This is a genomic window from Secundilactobacillus kimchicus JCM 15530 (assembly GCF_001433995.1).
Taxonomy (GTDB): domain Bacteria; phylum Bacillota; class Bacilli; order Lactobacillales; family Lactobacillaceae; genus Secundilactobacillus; species Secundilactobacillus kimchicus.
On sequence record NZ_AZCX01000001.1, the window covers coordinates 158,927 to 176,411 of the forward strand.

The following is a 17,485-nucleotide window of genomic DNA, read 5'->3' on the forward strand; positions in this document are numbered from 1 at the left end:
TTAAAATCCGGACGAATTGCATTGCCAGTTTTAAGAAGACGTAAATAAAGTTTTAAATGGTCATCCTAAAATGGTTTCGTAGTGAAAATTCTGGTAAAATTGAAAGGTCAGATAAGGAGCTAGTGAGAAAGTGAAAAATTTCTTGAATCGAATGACCAATCGTGAGACTGGTCGTCATAAAAACAACGGCGGATCTTCCATTCCGTTTCGGATGAATTTTTTATTTATTATTGTAGGGTTGCTATTTGCAGCGTTAGTTGGGCAATTAGCTTACCTCCAGATTATTTACGGCGCCCGGTTCCAGGCGGAAGTTAACCGAACCGATAACACCGTTGAAACCAATAATGTTCAACGGGGAATGATTTTTGACTCAACGGGTCGGGTTTTAGTCGGGAACCGAAGTCATCAAGCCATTACTTATACAAAAGGTGTTAACGTCCTGTCAACCGACATGTATAAGACGGCCAATAAACTGGGCAAGTATTTAAACGTGTCTACAGTTTCATTGACCAAGCGCAATGCGGCAGATTATTACTTAACGGATGTCAATCGGTTGAAAACGGTGGAGTCAAGCGTTCCAAACATTAAATCATTTTCGGTGAATGATCGCTATGACAAGGCACTTGACTTTGTTATCAACCATCCTAGTCGCTATCGGTTGACAGCCCAACAGCAAAATGCTGCGGCTATTTTTGCTAAAATGAGTGGGGCCTATCAGCTTTCAACCACTTATATCAAAGACCAAGGTGTGACGAATTCTGAGTTAGCCGAGGTCGGAGAGCATCTTGGTGAGTTACCAGGGGTTAAAATCGGGACGAGCTGGTCGCGGAACTATCCCTACGGTAGTTCAATTAAGAGTATTTTAGGAACGGTTTCTTCTGAAAAAGTAGGACTCCCAAGCGATCGGGTTAACCAGTTATTGTCTCAGGGCTATTCACGTAACGATTCGGTTGGTCAGAGTTACCTTGAAGAACAGTACGAACCCGTTTTACGGGGGACAAAGTCACAGACTGAAGTTGACGTTTCTGGTACCCAGATTACGAAGGAAGTTCAGAAGTATGCAGGTCAAAAGGGAGACAACCTTCAATTGACCATTAACGCTGGGTTCCAAAAGCGACTTCAAGCTCTAGTTAAGTCGGCTGAACAAGGGGCTGGTGGGAACTCGACGGGGACCTATGCCGTTGTCATGAATCCGAATAATGGGGCGGTTATCGGAATGGCAGGAGTTGATCGTAATCCATCGTCCGGTAAGATTACCGATAACGCGTTGGGCACTATCAATAACGCCATCACAATGGGGTCCGTTGTTAAGGGCGCTATGGTGTCCGGTGCGCTGATGTCAGGCGTTATTTCACCGTCTAATAGCACCCTGACAGATAGCCCGATTAATGTTGGTGGGATGAAGAAGAGTTCCTGGTTTAACCACAATGGCGGATCTAACATCGCTGTGGATGCTTCTGGTGCGCTGGAAGTTTCGTCTAACTCGTACATGATGCAATTAGCGATGAAAGAGGCGGGGTACAACTACGTGCCGGGTGCCGCCCTGACCATGAACCCTAACATTTTCAACAAATTACGCGGGTATTTTAATCAGTTCGGTCTCGGGGTCAAAACTGGTATTGATTTGCCAGGTGAGACAACGGGTCTACAAGGACCTAGCGGATTTTCTAATATCGGGAAGGCATTGGATTTGTCGTTTGGAAACTACGATGCTTACACGACGATTCAGGTTGCGCAATACATGTCCACGATTGCTAACGGTGGCTACCGGATTCGACCACATTTAGTTTCTTCGATTCGGGGGACGAGTTCCAGTGGTGGATTAGGGGCCGTTAAGGACTCTGTTACGCCTGATGTGATGAATAAAGTTGGTTTGACTAAGGCTCAGTTGAACGTTGTTAAACAAGGACTTTACCAGGTTGTCCACGGTTCAAACCAGTACAAAACCGGGGGCGAATTATCGTCGATCAAACCAGAAATTTCGGCCAAGACTGGGACGGCGCAAACCTTCTATAAGGGCGGCGAAACAGTGACGTTGAGTTTGGCGTCTTATGCGCCGTCTAAGCATCCGCAAGTCGTTGTTGCGTTAGCCATGCCTAATCTAGGGGTTAATGCTGAAAGTAACAACATGGCCCTGGCTAAGCAAATTTATGCGGCTTATTGGAAAATGGTGGAATCCTCCTCAACAACGGCCGAATAAAGGGTGTTAAGTAATTTTACTTAACAAATTCTAAAACAGCACTAGTAATTGTCGTTAAATAATGATAGACTATTACGAGTTAAGGGCATTTGCCCAATATTGAGATCGAATGGGAGGTTTAGGTTATGCGTGTCCACATCACTTTAGAATGTACTGAATGTCACGAACAAAATTACTTATCTAGTAAAAACCGCCGTAACAACCCAGACCGGGTAGAACTTAAGAAGTATTGCCCGCGTCAACATAAGGTTACGTTACACAAGGAAACTAAATAAAGGCATAGGCTAAAGGCCTGCGCCTTTTTTTATACCCAAAAATATTGGAGGGGCGACGATGACAAAAAAAGCTTGGCGGAATGAGATTGTTCAAGCCCTACACACGCTTGATCCTAATATTAAACAATCAGCGGAAGCTGCATTGTATACCAAACTGTTCGAGACGGCTTACTGGCAATCCAGTCGAACGATCGGGATAACACTATCAACGGAGCTTGAATTAGCCACGGGGCCAATTATTGAACAGGCGACTTTAGACCATAAGCAAGTTGTGATCCCTAAAACCCTTCCAAATTGGCAGATGGCTTTTTACCCGTTTACTGAAACAACTGAGTTGGCCCCAACTAAGTTTGGTATTCAAGAACCAATCACGGGTGATCCTGTTGATAAAAGCGATATTGATTTGATTGTTGTCCCCGGGCTGGGTTTTACCCCCAACGGGTTTCGGTTGGGGTTTGGGGGCGGCTATTACGACCGATTCTTAGCCGATTATTCCGGAACAACGGTGGTGCTTGCGCTACCGGTTCAGACGTTCGAACAGCCGGAGTGGCCGGTAAAAAACCACGATATCGTGATTGATCACGTCTTGACAGTTTAGAGGGGAGCAGAAAAATGCAACAGCGATTTCGTCAATTTGTCAGTGGTCCTTACGTGACCATTTCGTTGATTGCCCTGATGGTCATTGTTTATCTGTTAATGACTGCTGCTGGGGGCGCTGGTAATCCCCAAGTCTTAATGGCTTTTGGAGCTAAAATCAACGTTTTAATTGATGCGGGTCAGTGGTGGCGGTTAGTGACGCCGATGTTTCTGCATTTAAGTTTTGAACACATTTTACTTAATATGGTCACACTGTACTTTTTAGGGTTACAAATTGAAGCTCTGTTTGGCCACTGGCGATTTTTGATTTTATTTGTCGTCTCAGGAATTGGCGGCAATCTTGCCAGTTTTGCCTTTGACCCCAACGCTTTATCGGCTGGGGCTAGTACAGCCATCTTTGGTCTTTTTGGCGCCTTCTTAATGCTAGGTGAAGCTTTTCGCCAAAACGTCTATATCCATCAAATGACCCGGACGTTTATTTTATTTATTGGGTTTAATTTGGTTTTTGGCTTCTTTACTCCTGGCGTGGACATTGCGGGCCACATTGGCGGTCTAATCGCCGGCTTTTTGATGGGATACGTTGTGGGGGCACCGCAAATTGGAAGAGTTGCTTTCATAAAAAGAATTTTTTCTGTAATCGGTACCATTCTTTTATTCATTGGGTTATACTATTATGGGTTATCGAGGTAATGAATGGGTGCTTTGGCAAAACGGAGGCCGTTATAAGTGAAGACGCTATATGATGTACAACAATTACTCAAACAATTTGGGATTTACGTTTACGTTGGCAAACGCCTTTGGGACATTGAAGTGATGGCGTTAGAGCTGGACCACCTTCATGAGGGCCACGTGATTGACGACCAGACGTACGCACGCGCAAAATTAGTGTTACGTCGGGAGCACCGCCTTGAGGAATCGCAACAGACCAAGAAAGACTCTTTATAAACTATTGGAGGAAGCTGAAAATGGCAAGTAAACTAATTGGTATTGATCTTGGAGGAACCACGACGAAATTAGCCTTTCTGAATCAGGATGGCGATATTTTACAAAAGTGGAGTATTCCAACCAACATTGAGGAAAACGGGCAACACATCGTGCCTGACATGATTCAATCGTTGAAAAAAACCATGCAGGATTCAGGCTACACCAAAGATGATTTTGTTGGAATCGGGATGGGGACTCCAGGAGCCGTCAACATCGAAGATGGGACGGTTATTGGTGCCTATAATTTGAACTGGAAAACCACCCAACGGGTTCGTGAACAATTCCAAACAGAACTGGGATTGCCGTTTGTTCTTGAAAACGATGCTAACGTTGCAGCTCTCGGTGAATATTGGAAGGGTGCTGGCGCGAAGGACGACGACGTTATCTTTGTGACACTTGGAACAGGTGTTGGTGGCGGCGTGATCGCCGGGGGCCGGTTGCTTCATGGCGTCAATGGGGGTGCTGGGGAACTTGGCCACGTGACCGTTCAACCAGGAGGTTACCAATGTACCTGTGGTAAGAAGGGTTGCTTGGAACAGTATTCAAGCGCAACAGGAATCGTCCACGTTGCCCGCGACATGGCGGCCGAATTCACTGGAAAGTCACGTTTAAAAGAACTTTTTGATAACAAAGAGGATGTGACGTCAAAAATGGTCACTTACTTGGCTGAAAATGGCGATATTTTGGCCAACCAGGTGGTTGACAGAGTCGCCTTTTACCTCGGTTTAGCTTTAGCCAACTGCGGCAATATTTTGAACCCAGGAAACATCGTGATCGGCGGTGGTGTGTCAGCAGCTGGGAACACGTTATTGCAACCCACCACGCGTTATTTCCAAGAAAACACGTTCCCCTCTGTTCGAGATTCAACTAAATTACGGTTGGCTCAACTAGGAAACGATGCTGGGGCAATTGGTGCTGCTTCATTAGCATTGCGCTTTGCTAATTCTCACTAGTCAAATCCTAAGGAAACTAGTACACTTAAATGAGAATAGCTTTTGGAAGGAACGATTTTGATGGTTGCGGTATCAACAATGACGGTTTACACGATTCTATTGATTCTTTTGGTTGTCATCTATGCGGGATGGCGCCTAGTGACGCTGGTTCGTCGGAATCAAGCGGCAACGTTAATCGACGAACAAACTTTTACCGAAGGGATGCGGAAAGCGCAAGTCGTTGATGTTCGTGAAAAAAAGGACTTTAACGCCGGGCATATTTTAGGGGCCCGTAACATTCCGTACTCAACGCTGAGAGCGTACTATAAGGGATTAAGAAAAGATGTCCCAATTTACCTGTATGATCAAGGCAAGGAAATGAGCACCCGCGCGGCCATTTTCCTTCACAAGCAGGGTTACAACAATATTTCGATTTTAAAAACGGGATATAACCGTTGGGACGGAAAAACAAAAAAGGCAAATTAGGTCGAACTCGGTTAAGCACAACGCCGACAGTAGCGGCCTTTGGTAAGTAGGAGGTAAGTTTGGAATCTGACAAACTGGCCTCCTATTTCATTACAACCATCTCATTGACGGCAATAAAAAAGGAAAGCAGCGAACTGCTTTCCCTAATCAGAATCAATCGATCTTCCTGCTAGCCCTGATGAGCTGACCGACTCTTGCGTGCTGCCCGCTTTCGGTTTTCTTCGAAGCGTGCTTCTTCGTCTTCAATTGGTTCAACGACCTTCTTCTTGAAGGATAAAATGGCTCCTGCAACGACACCAGCAGTTGCAACGGTTCCGAAGATGAAGCCTTTAATAAAGTGTTTCATTGAACGTCCCTCCTTTAACGGCTAGAAGTGTTGTTAATTGTGATTACCACCATTATGCAAGTTTTTCCCAAAAATATCCAGTCTTAGGAGAGTCTCATGGAAAAAGTATTAGCAATTCTTGGGCCAACCGCAGTTGGCAAAACAAAATTATCCATTGAACTAGCCAAACGATTTAACGGCGAGATCATTTCTGGTGATTCAATGCAAGTGTACCGTGGCCTCGACATTGGAACGGCCAAAATTACGCCGTCTGAAATGGCAGGTGTGACCCATCACTTAATCGACATTAAAGACGTGACTGCACGTTATTCAGTTGCTGAATTTGTCACCAGGGCGCAACAGCTGATTACTGAAATCACGGCTCGTGGACATTTACCCATGGTTGTTGGCGGAACCGGTTTTTATGTTAAAGCCCTGCTATATGAAATGAACCTCGGTGGCGACCACTATGACGAGCGTGAAACGGTCCGCAATAAGTGGCGGGACTTTTTGGCGGCCAATGGTCAACACGCCCTATGGCTTACTCTAGCCTCTGTTGATTCAGTTGCTGCTGATCGCATTCCCGAAACGAATACGCGTCGGGTGATCAGAGCCCTGGAAGTCTATGAGACGACAGGAGTTCGGTTTTCCGCGCAGCAATCAGAATTGACACCCCGCTACGATGCGATGGTGATTGGGTTGAATACGGCGCGAGACCAACTGTATGACCGGATTAACCAGCGCGTCGATGAGATGATGACTGCTGGATTGATTGATGAGGCGAAGTGGTTATTAGCGGCTCAGGGGTTTGATCATCAGGCTGGAAAAGGGATTGGCTACCGTGAATTTGAAGCGTACTTTAGCGGTGAACAGTCGCTAGACGACGTTGCAGCTACCATTAAGCTAGATACCCGGCACTATGCTAAACGGCAGTTAACTTGGCTGCGTCATCAATTGCCGGTGACTTGGTATGATTTAGTCCAGCATCCGGCCGAACTCACAAAAATCATGGTGGCCGTTCAGGATTGGCTGGCGATAGATTAAATCATGTAAGAAAATCTAACATGAGATCTTGACACGCTTTTTGCAAGTGGTATTATTAGAGCATGCAAAGGGAGGTGAGTGTAGTGACTGAGAAAGAGCTCCAGCGGTCCAAGTCAGTTTTACCAATTGGTACGGTTATGAAGTTGACCGATTTAACGGCCCGTCAGATCCGGTACTATGAAGAACAAGGCCTCGTTATTCCAAAGCGGAATGAGGGGAATCGGCGAATGTATTCATTGAATGACATTGATCGCCTTTTAGAGATCAAGGATTATTTAACGGATGGCATTAATATGGCAGGCATCAAGGCCATTTATGAACAGCACGAACGAGAAGCTGAAGCCAGAAAACGCGAAATGAACGCTCGCCTGACTGATAGTGATGTTCGCCGTATTTTACATGATGAGTTTATGAATGTTAGCGGGCTAAACCGCAAGCCTGAACAGGGACTACACTCACAACACCCATTTGTATAACCGGTCAGACTATCAATTAAGGAGCGATCTCTATGCCAAAACACGACTACACCAAAGATGATATCCGTCAGATTGTTAAGGATGAAAACGTCCGCTTTATTCGGCTGATGTTTACTGATTTATTTGGAATCATCAAAAACGTCGAAATTCCTATTTCTCAGTTGGACAAGTTACTTGATAACAAGATGATGTTTGACGGATCTTCAATTGAAGGTTTTGTTCGCATCGAAGAAAGTGACATGTATCTGTATCCAGACCTATCGACTTGGATGATTTTTCCTTGGGGTAGCGAACGTGGCAAGATTGCCCGGGTCATTTGTGAGGTTTACAAGACCGATGGAACGCCATTTGAAGGCGATCCAAGAAATAATTTAATTCGGGTTTTAAAGGATATGCGGGCTGCTGGGTTCACGGACTTCAACATTGGACCGGAACCAGAGTTCTTCCTCTTCAAGATGGATGAGGACGGTAAGCCAACGATGACTTTGAACGACACTGGGTCGTACTTTGATATGGCTCCAATGGACTTGGGTGAAAACTGTCGGCGTGAGATTGTGTTGACACTTGAAGAGATGGGCTTTAGTGTTGAAGCTGCTCACCATGAGGTGGCCCCAGGCCAACATGAAATCGACTTTAAATACGCGGATGCCTTAACTGCCGCGGATAATATTCAGACCTTTAAACTCGTTGTGAAGACCATCGCACGAAAGTTTGGTCTTTACGCAACGTTTATGCCAAAACCATTAGCGGGTATTAATGGCTCAGGGATGCACATTAACATGTCTCTGTTCCATGACCAAGGCAATGCGTTCTTCGATCAAGATGGCGAAATGCAGTTATCGTCTGACGCTTACTACTTCTTAGGTGGTTTGCTGAAGCATGCACGGTCGTTTACGGCTGTTTGCAACCCAACGGTTAATTCGTACAAACGGTTAGTTCCAGGTTATGAGGCGCCAGTCTATGTCGCTTGGTCAGGGTCTAATCGCTCGCCGCTGGTGCGGGTGCCAAATTCCCGCGGGCTGTCCACTCGGTTGGAACTTCGAAGCGTTGATCCTGCGGCTAACCCATATCTTGCGATTGCAACCATTTTGGAAGCCGGCTTAGATGGGTTAAAGAATCAGATTGAACCAGAAGATAGTGTTGATCGTAACATTTACCGGATGGATGCCGAAGAGCGGTCAGAAAGCCACATTTCTAACTTGCCTGATACGTTACACAATGCGTTGAAGGATCTTTCGACGGACCCTGTGATGCAAAAAGCCATGGGGCCATCCCTTTACCGCAGTTTCATTGAGGCAAAGAATATGGAATACGATGCTTATCGGACCCAAGTTTCCAAGTGGGAACGCGATCAGTACCTTGAGCTTTATTAATTAAGTGTTACTAAAAGAGCCAGTAATGGCTCTTTTTGATTGGAAATCGGTTTTTGATGAGCTGGCATACTGTCTAGAAGTTTTAGAAACCAGAAATTTTTCGCAAAGCGCTTTATTAATTGAGCGGTTTCGTTTACCATTAAATTAATCGACTATGAGAAAAGCCAAACGAGGGATATTATGGAAAACACTAATGAACCACAACAAACGGTTGAACCGTTGTTGCCAAACCAACTAGATATGACAATTGCTCAAAAAATTGCCTATTTGCAAAAGTTACAACAAGCATTACATGATGGCGATGACCGTCAGATTTACGAATTAATGGATCCAATTCGTTATGCCCGTGACGTTAAGAAGTCGCGAACAACTGATCAAAGTGCTGACTTATCAATGCTTATTTCGGATGTTCATGCGGATTTGAGTCATTATTTGAGCGGTAAGCTGATTGATTATTTAGGTCAAACTTATCCCTTTTTCTACTATGACGAAATCAATAACGGCACGTTTAAAATTTATTTTGGAAATTGGTGGGATCGCCGGTTATTTGGTGAACTTGATGTATTGAATGTGGCCTTCAAATTCGACGAAGAGGAGTATGACAAATTACGTCAAACGTTTGAATTGGCTCCCGCGCACAAACGGTTTAACTCTGACAACATTGATGCCGTGACAGCTGAAAACGCCAAATTACAACGGCTGATTGATGACCAAAGTGAACGTGACAATCAAAAGGACACGTTACGTCAACAATTAAAGGAGCTTGGGTCAAAGAGCACGCTCCCTTGGGATTCAGGGAAGGTCAAAGAAGAGCGGCAAACCATTGTTGACAAGCTATCTGAGCTCGCGGACCAAGATGAGGCCGCAATGAATGCTAATAAGACAATCAAGGAAAATGACGAAAAAATCTTGAGTCTTTCTAAGGAAGACACCATTTTAAACTACGAGAAACAAAGTATTCAAAAGACATTCGAGGATTTCACGCATTTTGAGAGCCATAACGACACTTTGTATACTGATTACCTCACAAGTTTAATCGGTAAAGGGCGGGTGAACGCAAATGATTAATGAAAATGATCCTGCAACCTTAAGCGCTAGCGGACGGCTATTAGCCTACAATGATGCTGTTAAGACCGGGCTTGCGACAGGTGAACGGTTTACTAAATTGATGGATCAACTCATTAATACGACAGTTCCGCAAGAATTAGCTCAAGCGGCTTCTGAACTTTCAACGTTTGTGTTAGATAGCGAGTTTGTCACTTTTCCACACCAGTACGGGGCAGCTGACTATTATTTACTGTTTATGAGCCGGATGTTAGAGCTCCACAATCAGGGTGATGAAGTGGCTTTGGTGTCTCATGAGGGAAGTCACCATCTGACTCAGCAGATTGTCGCAATTGCTGACTCCGGCAGCTTTGCCTTTGAATCCGCAAATGATGGCACGGGTGGCGTGTATTACACTGAGCAATTAACAGGCGAGCGGGTCTTTTATTTAAATTTGCAACGGCAGATGATGCGAATTAACAGTGTCGCAATCACCAACTTGTTCGTTGTCGCTTACGCAGCATCTGTTGACGAAGCCCAACGGTTAGCGGCAACCCAGTTGCTCATCGACTTCGGTCAGGCGCTCAAAACCGATTTTGGGTACAGTGTTGACTTCAACCTACTGGATACGACCAATAGCGAGTTTTATGCCTTCCAAAATGCTCAATTATCGTCTGATATTTTGGACAAACTGTTCGTTGCTGCTGCTAGTGAAGACTACATGCTGATGCATGAAGGTCACGGGCAAGCTGCCATTTTGCAGTTGCCAGGTGACGTGGTCTTGAAGTTAACGAATAAGCCATCTAGCGCACCGGAAGGGTGGGGACTGTACGTTCAAGATTCCGAGCAAAATGTGTCTTGGTTGAAGGTTCTTTTATCCTATGATTTCTTGCGTCAGTGGTATCTAGATAATATTAATGATCTACAAATTCGCTCTGATAATTTAGTTTTTTAAGTAGGAGACAGTGAAGATGGAATTGAATTTACCCGCCATGCTTCAGACCGCGATTCAAGTTGAAAACAAGCGGTGGTATGATCATGCTTACGCTATGCAGCCTGAAGAACGGTTGAGACGCGCCTATGTGGTGGCTCAAACAGCGATGAGTCAGCTGATCGACTTAACGGGTCAAACGGCGCTAGCTCCTCAGAATGCAGCGGATTCTGACAGTATTTTAACAGCGTACGTCGCTGTTGTGGATGCTTTTTTCCAGATTGCAGCTCGACAGAGTTGGTCACAACTCATTGTGATGACGCCGGATGAGCAAGTAGCCATTACGCAAAAGCGACCTGCAAAGAGTCTAAACCAGCAGGCCCTGGCCGTTCAGCAGTTCTTATTACACAGTTACTTTGATCGCCAACAGGCCGCGTTTAAACACGCCTGGCACTTAGTTTTGAAGTGGGGTCTTGTTGATTTAGCAGTAGATGCAAGATTGCTGGAGACAGCCTTTTTAAAGACAGACCGGTAGTTAATTAGAATTTATAAAAAAGATAGCCGTTTGACAGTTGTCCTTAAAAGTTAAGTGCTTTTCACTTGAACTTTGGGGCAGCCCTCAAACGGTTATCTTTGTGCGTTTTTAGTCAATAACTGTCGCAAGAGGGATTCGGACCCTCGACCTACGGTTTAGAAGACCGTTGCTCTATCCAGCTGAGCTATTGCGACATACTTGTAACAAACAGGATTAATTATAGAGGATGGAAGCGCTCAAGTCAACGTAGTCCTGTGAAGAAGCTTGGTTTTTGGCCAAGAAAATTAACTGCAAAAAAGATTACCTATTTTCTTGCAATTTTGCCGTCATAAAACGATAATGAAATTGTAACGTAAATGAAATCTAAGCATACAGGAGGGGTTCGTCATGGCCTTTGTTTATTTCATTATCTTTTTATTCGTTGGTGTTGGGGTTTGGCAATACTATCAGGCATATTCGAAACAGGTTTCGGAGAGTAAACACGCTGTTGCGGTTAATCGCAATCCACTTCAGTTTATTTTTAGATTACTGCATCTAGACTAATTAAAACGACTCGGTTGGGGGCGTAAACCTCAACCGAGTCGTTTTTTTCTAATCATAGTTGTGATCAGCTGGTCACCTATTTAAATTTAACAGCTGTCCCATAAGCGGCCACGCTTTGCATGTCAGCACTGATTGATCCAGAATCAAACCGCATCATGACAACCGCGTCCGCACCCATGTCCTGCGCGTTTTGGCGGAGGCGCTCAATCGCGACATCGCGAGCTTCAATCATCATTTGGGTATAGTCTTTAATCTCGCCACCGACAATGTTTTTGAGGCTAGCGCCGATGTTTCGAACGACGTTTTTAGACTGGGTCGTTAGGCCAAAGACTTCTCCAATTATCTCGAATTCTTGTCCTGGAATTCCTTCGGTTGTTGTGACTAATATTTCTGCCATGGGTTAGATCCTCCTTTAAAATCAACTCGGTAGCCGAGCTTTGCTCATAGTTTACCGCATCTTGTGGTATTTTGTTACGACAAAGTTTGATTCTGGCTGAAATTAACTTTTTAAGGATGATTTGGCCGCCCAAGCAAAAACTGGCCTAACCCTTCAGTCAATCTGCAAAATACCAGTAAAAAAGCCACGATGGTTAACGACCCACCTCTTCATAGAAGGGGGAGTGCCATTAAACCACCATGACCAAAATCAAGGACTAGTCTGCCCAGTGATAAGTTTGATTGATTTTGTTTGAAAAGTAAGCCGTCGTTAAACCATTGGAGTACATCAACAGCGCTTTACGGTATTTACCGTTCACTTTGACTTTTGAGACCCGCATATAATAGGGGGACATGAACGCTTTAACCTTGTAGAACGTATTGCCCCGAACCACTTTACTGCGTGACTTAGAATGACTAAACTTGGTTTTTGTGACCTTGGCCTTCAGTTTGTAGTTAACGCCAAACCACTTAATACCAGTGGTCTTGATGGCCATTGTATCGTAGCCAGACCCCGATTTAGAATACCAAGTGCCACGAATTGCCCTTGGTGTTGTGTTGGTTTTGGCGGCCGCCGTAAGTGGGGTTGCCGCAAAACCTACCCCCAGAGTTGCCAATGCTGCTAAAGAAACGATTTTTACATTATTCACCCAAAATACCTCCTATCTTATAAGAAAAGAATAACACAGTTAGCGAACTAACTCAGCATAGCTTTTAGAAAATTTAAACATCTAAATGAGCAAAACTGATAGACGCAAAGCTGGAAAGCCCGTATACTGTAAGCTGTTAAGACTTTTGAAAGGAGGTCGCAACTTATGAAACAAGAAGCCGATCCCCGGGTTATTAAAACGAAGCAAAACTTGCGAGCCGCTTTAATCGCACTGATGGCTGATCATCGTTTGGATGATATTAGTGTTCAACAGTTGACCCAGCAAGCACACGTAACTCGAGGTGCTTTCTACCTGCACTACAAGAACAAGTCAGACTTCATTGACCGCACCTTTGTTGAGATCGAACATGAATTTTTCAGTTGGGTCGTTGTTTCTGCAAACGACAATAACGGAGAATGGGAGTTTGAAGAAGATGGGAATTTTGACCTCTTTTCTTTAAACCGCGCGTTTGATTACTTTGCTGAACACCAACAGCTTTTTATGGTGTTATTCCAAGGTGAAGCCAGAAACGCATTTATGGCCGTTGTCTTTAATCGGATGACAGAATTGCTGACTCACTTTCAGGATACCAGCCGTCAATTTAACCGTGAAACGTACGTTGACGAAGTGAATGTGCCGGTTGAAATTGCCCAGTCTTACATTATTTACGCACTTTTAGGCGTGATTCAACAATGGCTCCAAGATGGGGTTAAATACACCCCCCATTACATGACACAGTGCTGTGACACCCTCAATGGGATGTTCAGTAAAAAATTCACTTACGTGGACTTTTTTGTTGTCACTGAATAGTTGACTTATTAAACAGACTTGTGTATTATATTACCTGTTGTATTTGTGGACTTCCACAGCTACAACCGCGCGAGCCAAGTTCCCAAAGTGTAATTTTTAATTACCGCTTGTTCTCGGCGAGTCTGAGTGAATAAAAAAGGAGGTGCACATACATGTACGCAATTATTGTAACTGGTGGTAAGCAATACAAGGTTCAACAAGGCGAAGCAGTCTACGTTGAAAAATTAAACGCCGAAGCCGGTGAAAAGGTTACTTTTGACCAAGTTGTCTTCGTTGGTGGCGATGCTACCAAGGTCGGCGCACCATTCGTTTCTGGTGCAACGGTCACTGGAACTGTTGAAAAGCAAGGCCGTGAAAAGAAGGTTGTAACCTTCAAGTACAAGCCTAAGAAGGGTCAACACACTAAGGTTGGTCATCGTCAACCATATACCAAGGTTGTTATCGACGCTATCAACGCTTAATGGTGGTGACATTTTGATCCAAGCGGGTTTTGACTATGATAACGCAGATCGGATTATTGGGTTTAAACTGACGGGTCATGCGGATCATTCGCCATACGGTAGTGATATTGTGTGTGCGGCCGTTTCAGCACTGTCAATCAGTACGGTGAATGGCTTAGATTCGGTGGCGTCAGTGCAACCAATCATTGCAGCAGATCAAGAAGACGGCGGCTACCTGAGTGTTAGGATGCCACCGGTAGATGACTACATGCAAGATCGGATTAGCCAAGCGTTACTTCGTAGTTTTCAAAATGGACTTTTAGATGTTGAAAAACAATATTCGGACTATATCCGAGTGCAATAATCATGCTTAATGGAGGTGACATTCAATGTTAGAAATGAATTTACAATTCTTCTCCCATCATAAAGGGGGCGGTTCTACTGCCAACGGTCGTGATTCAGCTGGACGTCGTCTAGGGACTAAGGCCGCTGATGGTTCAACTGTTACAAGCGGTTCAATTCTTTATCGTCAACGTGGGACGCACATCTACCCAGGTGTTAACGTTATGCGTGGCAACGACGATACGTTGTTTGCTAAGACTGACGGTGTTGTTCGCTTCGAACGCAAGGGTCGCGACAAGCGTCAAGTATCCGTTTATCCTGAATCAGAAGCAGCAGCTAGATAATAAAAAAGACCCGGAAACGGGTCTTTTTTATTATCTAAAAGGGGAGGGACGTTGGATGAATCAAAGACTTGAACACTTAGTCAGTGAGTTTGATAATTATCGAATTGACGGGTTTCTTGTGACAGACGGGCTCAATATGAAGTACCTTACCGGATTTGATGGTGGTACCGGTGACGGTGTTGTTTTAGTGACGCCTGGGACCGCCACTATTATCACAGATTCGCGATACGAAGCCGCTCTGATGCACCCAAATGCCGGGATTGACGTTTCGATTACCCGGAATTATTTACCGCGAGCGACTCAACTGGCAAAGCAACTTGGTGTCACGGTCCTGGGGTTTGAATCGAGCTTGAGCTATCACGGGTATGATCAATTGGACGATCTGTCAGAAGCTGATATCGTTGGCTTAGACAGCGTTGTGGAAACTCTGAGACAGCAAAAGGATCCGGCTGAAATTGACCAACTTAAGTTGGCGGGTGAGCGGACAGTTGTTGGGCTGGAAAGTGTTTTGGGTAAAATTCATGCGGGCGTTTCTGAACGTCAAGTCGCTGCCTGGCTTGATGCCACCATGCGTGATTTGGGAGCTTCTGGACCAAGTTTTGAAACAATTGTCACGAGCGGCGATCGTTCGGCGCTTCCTCATGGCGCTGCTACCGACAAGCCCCTTGCTACCGGCGATCTGGTAACAATTGATTGTGGCTATTACTTTAATGGTTATACATCTGACATGACTCGAACATACAGCATCGGGCAACCCGATCCGGATCTTCTGCGGGTCGCGACGGTGGTCAAAAGCGCTCATGAAGCGATTCAACAAGTGATTCGAGTTGGCGTTTCCGGTGCTGAGCTCGACCGAGTGGGTCGCAGAATAATTGAGGATGCTGGGTACGGCCAAGCATTTAACCACGGGACAGGACATGGAATTGGGTTGGCTGTTCATGAGGGCCCAGCACTGTCTGCCGGTTCGACGGACAAGCTACCGTTGAATGCTGTGGTAACAGTCGAACCTGGAATTTATCTGTTAAACCGTGGCGGCGTTCGATTGGAAAATGATTATTTAGTGACTGAATCGGGGAGCGAAAACTTAACCGACTCGCCACTGGACGTTATCCGTTTAGATTAAGTGAATAAATTGGATTGCAACTTGCTTTTACGCGGTTGGGATTGGTATTATAGACTAGAACAATTTTAGGAGGATTTGACGTTATGGCTATTTCAACAGCAGATTTTAAAAATGGGTTAACAATTGAAGTTGATGGTGCGATCTGGCGTATTATTGAATTTCAACATGTTAAACCTGGTAAGGGTGGCGCGTTTGTTCGTTCAAAATTAAAGAACTTACGGACTGGGGCCGTTCAAGAAAAGACGTTCCGAGCAGGTGCTAAGATGGAGCAGGCCGCAATTAACACGCGGAAAATGCAATACCTTTATGCCGACGGTGATGACCGTGTCTTTATGGACACCGAAAACTATGAACAATTGTCCGTGCCGTCAGAACAAATTCGTGAGCAATTAAACTATCTACAAGAAAACATGGAAGTTAGCTTGGTTCAATACGGTAATGAAGTATTAGGCGTTGAAGTCCCTAACACGGTGACACTAACGGTTACTGCTACGGAACCTGGCATCAAGGGTAACACGGCCTCTGGTGGCTCAAAGCCAGCTACGATGGACACTGGTCTCGTGGTTCAAGTGCCATTCTTCGTTAACGAAGGCGACAAACTTCAAATTAACACTCAGGACGGCTCATACATTTCTCGGGCCTAATTGAAATTGACCACCAGGTGAAACGGAGGTTATGATATTGGCTGAAGATACAAATATTGTTTTAGATGCGGACGAGCCCGCTTTAGGAGAAATCGAAGTGGCTCCGCAAGTGCTCGAAATTATTGCTGGTATCGCTGCTAGTTCAGTAGATGGTGTCGCTCGTATGCGCGGCTCATTTGCGAACAGTGTTAACGAGCTTTTTGGTCGCAAGGAACGGGGTAAGGGCGTTAAGTTAACGTTTGATGCAAACACTTTGAAAGCTGATGTTTACGTTTACTTGAACTACGGGGTTGCCGTCCCACAAGTGGCCCTTGCTATTCAAGAAGAGGTTAAACAGCAATTATTGGTCATGACCGACCTCGAAACGGCCGAAGTGAACGTTCATATTGAAGGCGTTATTCCTGAAAAAACGACTTCAGCCATTGATCCCAACAACCTGTTTGGTGATCAGGAAGACGACGCGGGTGACGCCAAGTGACAGAGAGCCTGACTAGACATCAGATTCGGATTAAGGCGTTTCAGATGCTTTTTGCGCTAAATGCCAATCCAGATGCTGATCAAGAACAGTTATACCAGCAACTTTTATCATCAAACGACATTGACGTGGTTGCGGTTCCAGACTATCTCCGCGAATTAGTTGAAGGTGTTTTGGCCGACCAAACTGCTTTGGATGCTAAGATTTCTCAATATTTAATGAGCGGTTGGACGTTGGGCCGAATTGCTAAAACCGATTTAATTATCCTCCAAATCGCGTTTTTTGAATTAGATCACGAACATGATATTCCAAGGCGTGCTGTTGTTAACGAAGCCTTAGAACTAGCAAAACAATTCAGTGACGATCGTTCGAGACGATTTGTTAACGGTGTTTTGTCACACGAGTTAGATAAGAATAACTAAAAACCGGTCTTGGGGTTTGCCCAATTTGACCGGTTTTTTGGTTGGATTTGGCTGA

25 protein-coding genes, 1 tRNA gene and 1 other annotated feature are annotated in these 17,485 nt (G+C 44.9%); of the genes, 22 read left to right on the forward strand and 4 right to left on the reverse strand.

All coding sequences use genetic code 11. From position 1 onward, the window contains the following. Positions 1-151 precede the first annotated feature (151 nt). The 7 genes from FC96_RS00840 to FC96_RS00865 all read left to right on the forward strand — a co-directional run bounded on the left by FC96_RS00840 (position 152) and on the right by FC96_RS00865 (position 5,474). Positions 152-2,200, forward strand: a complete 2,049-nt coding sequence (locus tag FC96_RS00840; protein ID WP_056941878.1) for a peptidoglycan D,D-transpeptidase FtsI family protein — start codon at positions 152-154, stop codon at positions 2,198-2,200. A gap of 125 nt (positions 2,201-2,325) precedes the next feature. Continuing rightward, positions 2,326-2,475: a 50S ribosomal protein L33 gene (rpmG, locus tag FC96_RS12650; RefSeq protein WP_082593127.1), complete on the forward strand. Its 150-nt coding sequence runs from the start codon at positions 2,326-2,328 to the stop codon at positions 2,473-2,475. Between the two features lie 58 nt (positions 2,476-2,533). Further along, positions 2,534-3,073, forward strand: a complete 540-nt coding sequence (locus FC96_RS00845) for a 5-formyltetrahydrofolate cyclo-ligase (RefSeq protein WP_056941657.1) — start codon at positions 2,534-2,536, stop codon at positions 3,071-3,073. Positions 3,074-3,087: 14 nt separating this feature from the next. Continuing rightward, positions 3,088-3,762 (forward strand): rhomboid family intramembrane serine protease, encoded by a 675-nt coding sequence (locus FC96_RS00850; RefSeq protein WP_056941658.1) that lies wholly within the window; start codon positions 3,088-3,090, stop codon positions 3,760-3,762. Positions 3,763-3,798: 36 nt separating this feature from the next. After that, positions 3,799-4,017, forward strand: coding sequence for a YqgQ family protein (locus tag FC96_RS00855; protein ID WP_054660468.1), 219 nt, complete (start codon positions 3,799-3,801; stop codon positions 4,015-4,017). Positions 4,018-4,037: 20 nt separating this feature from the next. Further along, entirely contained in the window at positions 4,038-5,009 is a 972-nt protein-coding gene (locus FC96_RS00860; RefSeq protein ID WP_056941659.1) for an ROK family glucokinase, read from the forward strand. A 54-nt stretch (positions 5,010-5,063) separates the two neighbouring features. Then, the gene (locus FC96_RS00865; RefSeq protein WP_370866673.1) at positions 5,064-5,474 is read left to right on the forward strand and encodes a rhodanese-like domain-containing protein; all 411 of its coding nucleotides are present in this window, start codon (positions 5,064-5,066) and stop codon (positions 5,472-5,474) included. A 169-nt stretch (positions 5,475-5,643) separates the two neighbouring features. On the opposite strand, the gene FC96_RS12655 is transcribed toward FC96_RS00865, so the two are convergent. Then, positions 5,644-5,820, reverse strand: a complete 177-nt coding sequence (locus tag FC96_RS12655) for a DUF3042 family protein (RefSeq protein WP_082593128.1) — start codon at positions 5,818-5,820, stop codon at positions 5,644-5,646. 96 nt (positions 5,821-5,916) lie between these two features. On the opposite strand from FC96_RS12655, the gene miaA reads away from it, so the two are divergent. The 6 genes from miaA to FC96_RS00895 all read left to right on the forward strand — a co-directional run bounded on the left by miaA (position 5,917) and on the right by FC96_RS00895 (position 11,202). Further along, positions 5,917-6,843 carry a tRNA (adenosine(37)-N6)-dimethylallyltransferase MiaA gene (gene miaA, locus FC96_RS00870; protein WP_054660470.1) on the forward strand — a complete coding sequence of 309 codons (927 nt, stop codon included), beginning with the start codon at positions 5,917-5,919 and terminating at the stop codon, positions 6,841-6,843. Between the two features lie 83 nt (positions 6,844-6,926). Beyond that, the gene (locus FC96_RS00875) at positions 6,927-7,319 is read left to right on the forward strand and encodes a MerR family transcriptional regulator (RefSeq protein ID WP_054660471.1); all 393 of its coding nucleotides are present in this window, start codon (positions 6,927-6,929) and stop codon (positions 7,317-7,319) included. A gap of 32 nt (positions 7,320-7,351) precedes the next feature. Next, positions 7,352-8,692 (forward strand): type I glutamate--ammonia ligase, encoded by a 1,341-nt coding sequence (gene glnA, locus FC96_RS00880; protein ID WP_056941660.1) that lies wholly within the window; start codon positions 7,352-7,354, stop codon positions 8,690-8,692. A 180-nt stretch (positions 8,693-8,872) separates the two neighbouring features. After that, positions 8,873-9,760 carry an exonuclease SbcC gene (locus FC96_RS00885; protein WP_235804692.1) on the forward strand — a complete coding sequence of 296 codons (888 nt, stop codon included), beginning with the start codon at positions 8,873-8,875 and terminating at the stop codon, positions 9,758-9,760. Beyond that, the gene (locus FC96_RS00890; protein ID WP_056941661.1) at positions 9,753-10,691 is read left to right on the forward strand and encodes a hypothetical protein; all 939 of its coding nucleotides are present in this window, start codon (positions 9,753-9,755) and stop codon (positions 10,689-10,691) included. The genes FC96_RS00885 and FC96_RS00890 overlap by 8 nt, the downstream gene beginning before the upstream one ends. A gap of 16 nt (positions 10,692-10,707) precedes the next feature. Further along, complete coding sequence (locus tag FC96_RS00895; protein WP_056941662.1) at positions 10,708-11,202, forward strand: hypothetical protein; 495 nt, start codon at positions 10,708-10,710, stop codon at positions 11,200-11,202. Between the two features lie 120 nt (positions 11,203-11,322). Here the strand turns inward: FC96_RS00895 and FC96_RS00900 are convergent. After that, positions 11,323-11,396, reverse strand: a tRNA-Arg gene (locus FC96_RS00900). A gap of 193 nt (positions 11,397-11,589) precedes the next feature. On the opposite strand from FC96_RS00900, the gene FC96_RS12810 reads away from it, so the two are divergent. After that, entirely contained in the window at positions 11,590-11,745 is a 156-nt protein-coding gene (locus FC96_RS12810) for a hypothetical protein (protein WP_156403123.1), read from the forward strand. A gap of 76 nt (positions 11,746-11,821) precedes the next feature. Here FC96_RS12810 and FC96_RS00905 read toward each other — a convergent pair whose 3' ends face one another. Both FC96_RS00905 and FC96_RS00910 read right to left on the reverse strand, forming a co-directional pair. Then, positions 11,822-12,142, reverse strand: coding sequence for a heavy metal-binding domain-containing protein (locus FC96_RS00905; protein WP_054660480.1), 321 nt, complete (start codon positions 12,140-12,142; stop codon positions 11,822-11,824). A 256-nt stretch (positions 12,143-12,398) separates the two neighbouring features. Beyond that, entirely contained in the window at positions 12,399-12,830 is a 432-nt protein-coding gene (locus tag FC96_RS00910) for a hypothetical protein (RefSeq protein WP_054660482.1), read from the reverse strand. Between the two features lie 165 nt (positions 12,831-12,995). On the opposite strand from FC96_RS00910, the gene FC96_RS00915 reads away from it, so the two are divergent. From FC96_RS00915 to nusB, 8 genes are all read left to right on the forward strand, one after another. Next, complete coding sequence (locus FC96_RS00915) at positions 12,996-13,640, forward strand: TetR/AcrR family transcriptional regulator (protein ID WP_056941663.1); 645 nt, start codon at positions 12,996-12,998, stop codon at positions 13,638-13,640. Positions 13,641-13,693: 53 nt separating this feature from the next. Then, positions 13,694-13,774: a sequence feature (ribosomal protein L21 leader region), on the forward strand. Between the two features lie 18 nt (positions 13,775-13,792). Further along, a complete protein-coding gene (gene rplU, locus FC96_RS00920; RefSeq protein ID WP_054660486.1) occupies positions 13,793-14,101 on the forward strand; it encodes a 50S ribosomal protein L21 in 309 nt (102 codons plus the stop codon). Positions 14,102-14,114: 13 nt separating this feature from the next. Further along, entirely contained in the window at positions 14,115-14,444 is a 330-nt protein-coding gene (locus FC96_RS00925) for a ribosomal-processing cysteine protease Prp (RefSeq protein WP_054660535.1), read from the forward strand. Between the two features lie 25 nt (positions 14,445-14,469). After that, complete coding sequence (gene rpmA, locus FC96_RS00930) at positions 14,470-14,766, forward strand: 50S ribosomal protein L27 (protein WP_054660488.1); 297 nt, start codon at positions 14,470-14,472, stop codon at positions 14,764-14,766. 55 nt (positions 14,767-14,821) lie between these two features. Then, positions 14,822-15,889, forward strand: a complete 1,068-nt coding sequence (locus FC96_RS00935) for a M24 family metallopeptidase (protein ID WP_054660490.1) — start codon at positions 14,822-14,824, stop codon at positions 15,887-15,889. Between the two features lie 83 nt (positions 15,890-15,972). Further along, positions 15,973-16,533 (forward strand): elongation factor P, encoded by a 561-nt coding sequence (gene efp / locus FC96_RS00940; RefSeq protein ID WP_054660492.1) that lies wholly within the window; start codon positions 15,973-15,975, stop codon positions 16,531-16,533. 37 nt (positions 16,534-16,570) lie between these two features. Beyond that, positions 16,571-17,011: an Asp23/Gls24 family envelope stress response protein gene (locus FC96_RS00945; protein ID WP_056941664.1), complete on the forward strand. Its 441-nt coding sequence runs from the start codon at positions 16,571-16,573 to the stop codon at positions 17,009-17,011. Next, positions 17,008-17,430 carry a transcription antitermination factor NusB gene (gene nusB, locus FC96_RS00950; RefSeq protein WP_082593129.1) on the forward strand — a complete coding sequence of 141 codons (423 nt, stop codon included), beginning with the start codon at positions 17,008-17,010 and terminating at the stop codon, positions 17,428-17,430. The genes FC96_RS00945 and nusB overlap by 4 nt, the downstream gene beginning before the upstream one ends. Positions 17,431-17,485 lie beyond the last annotated feature (55 nt).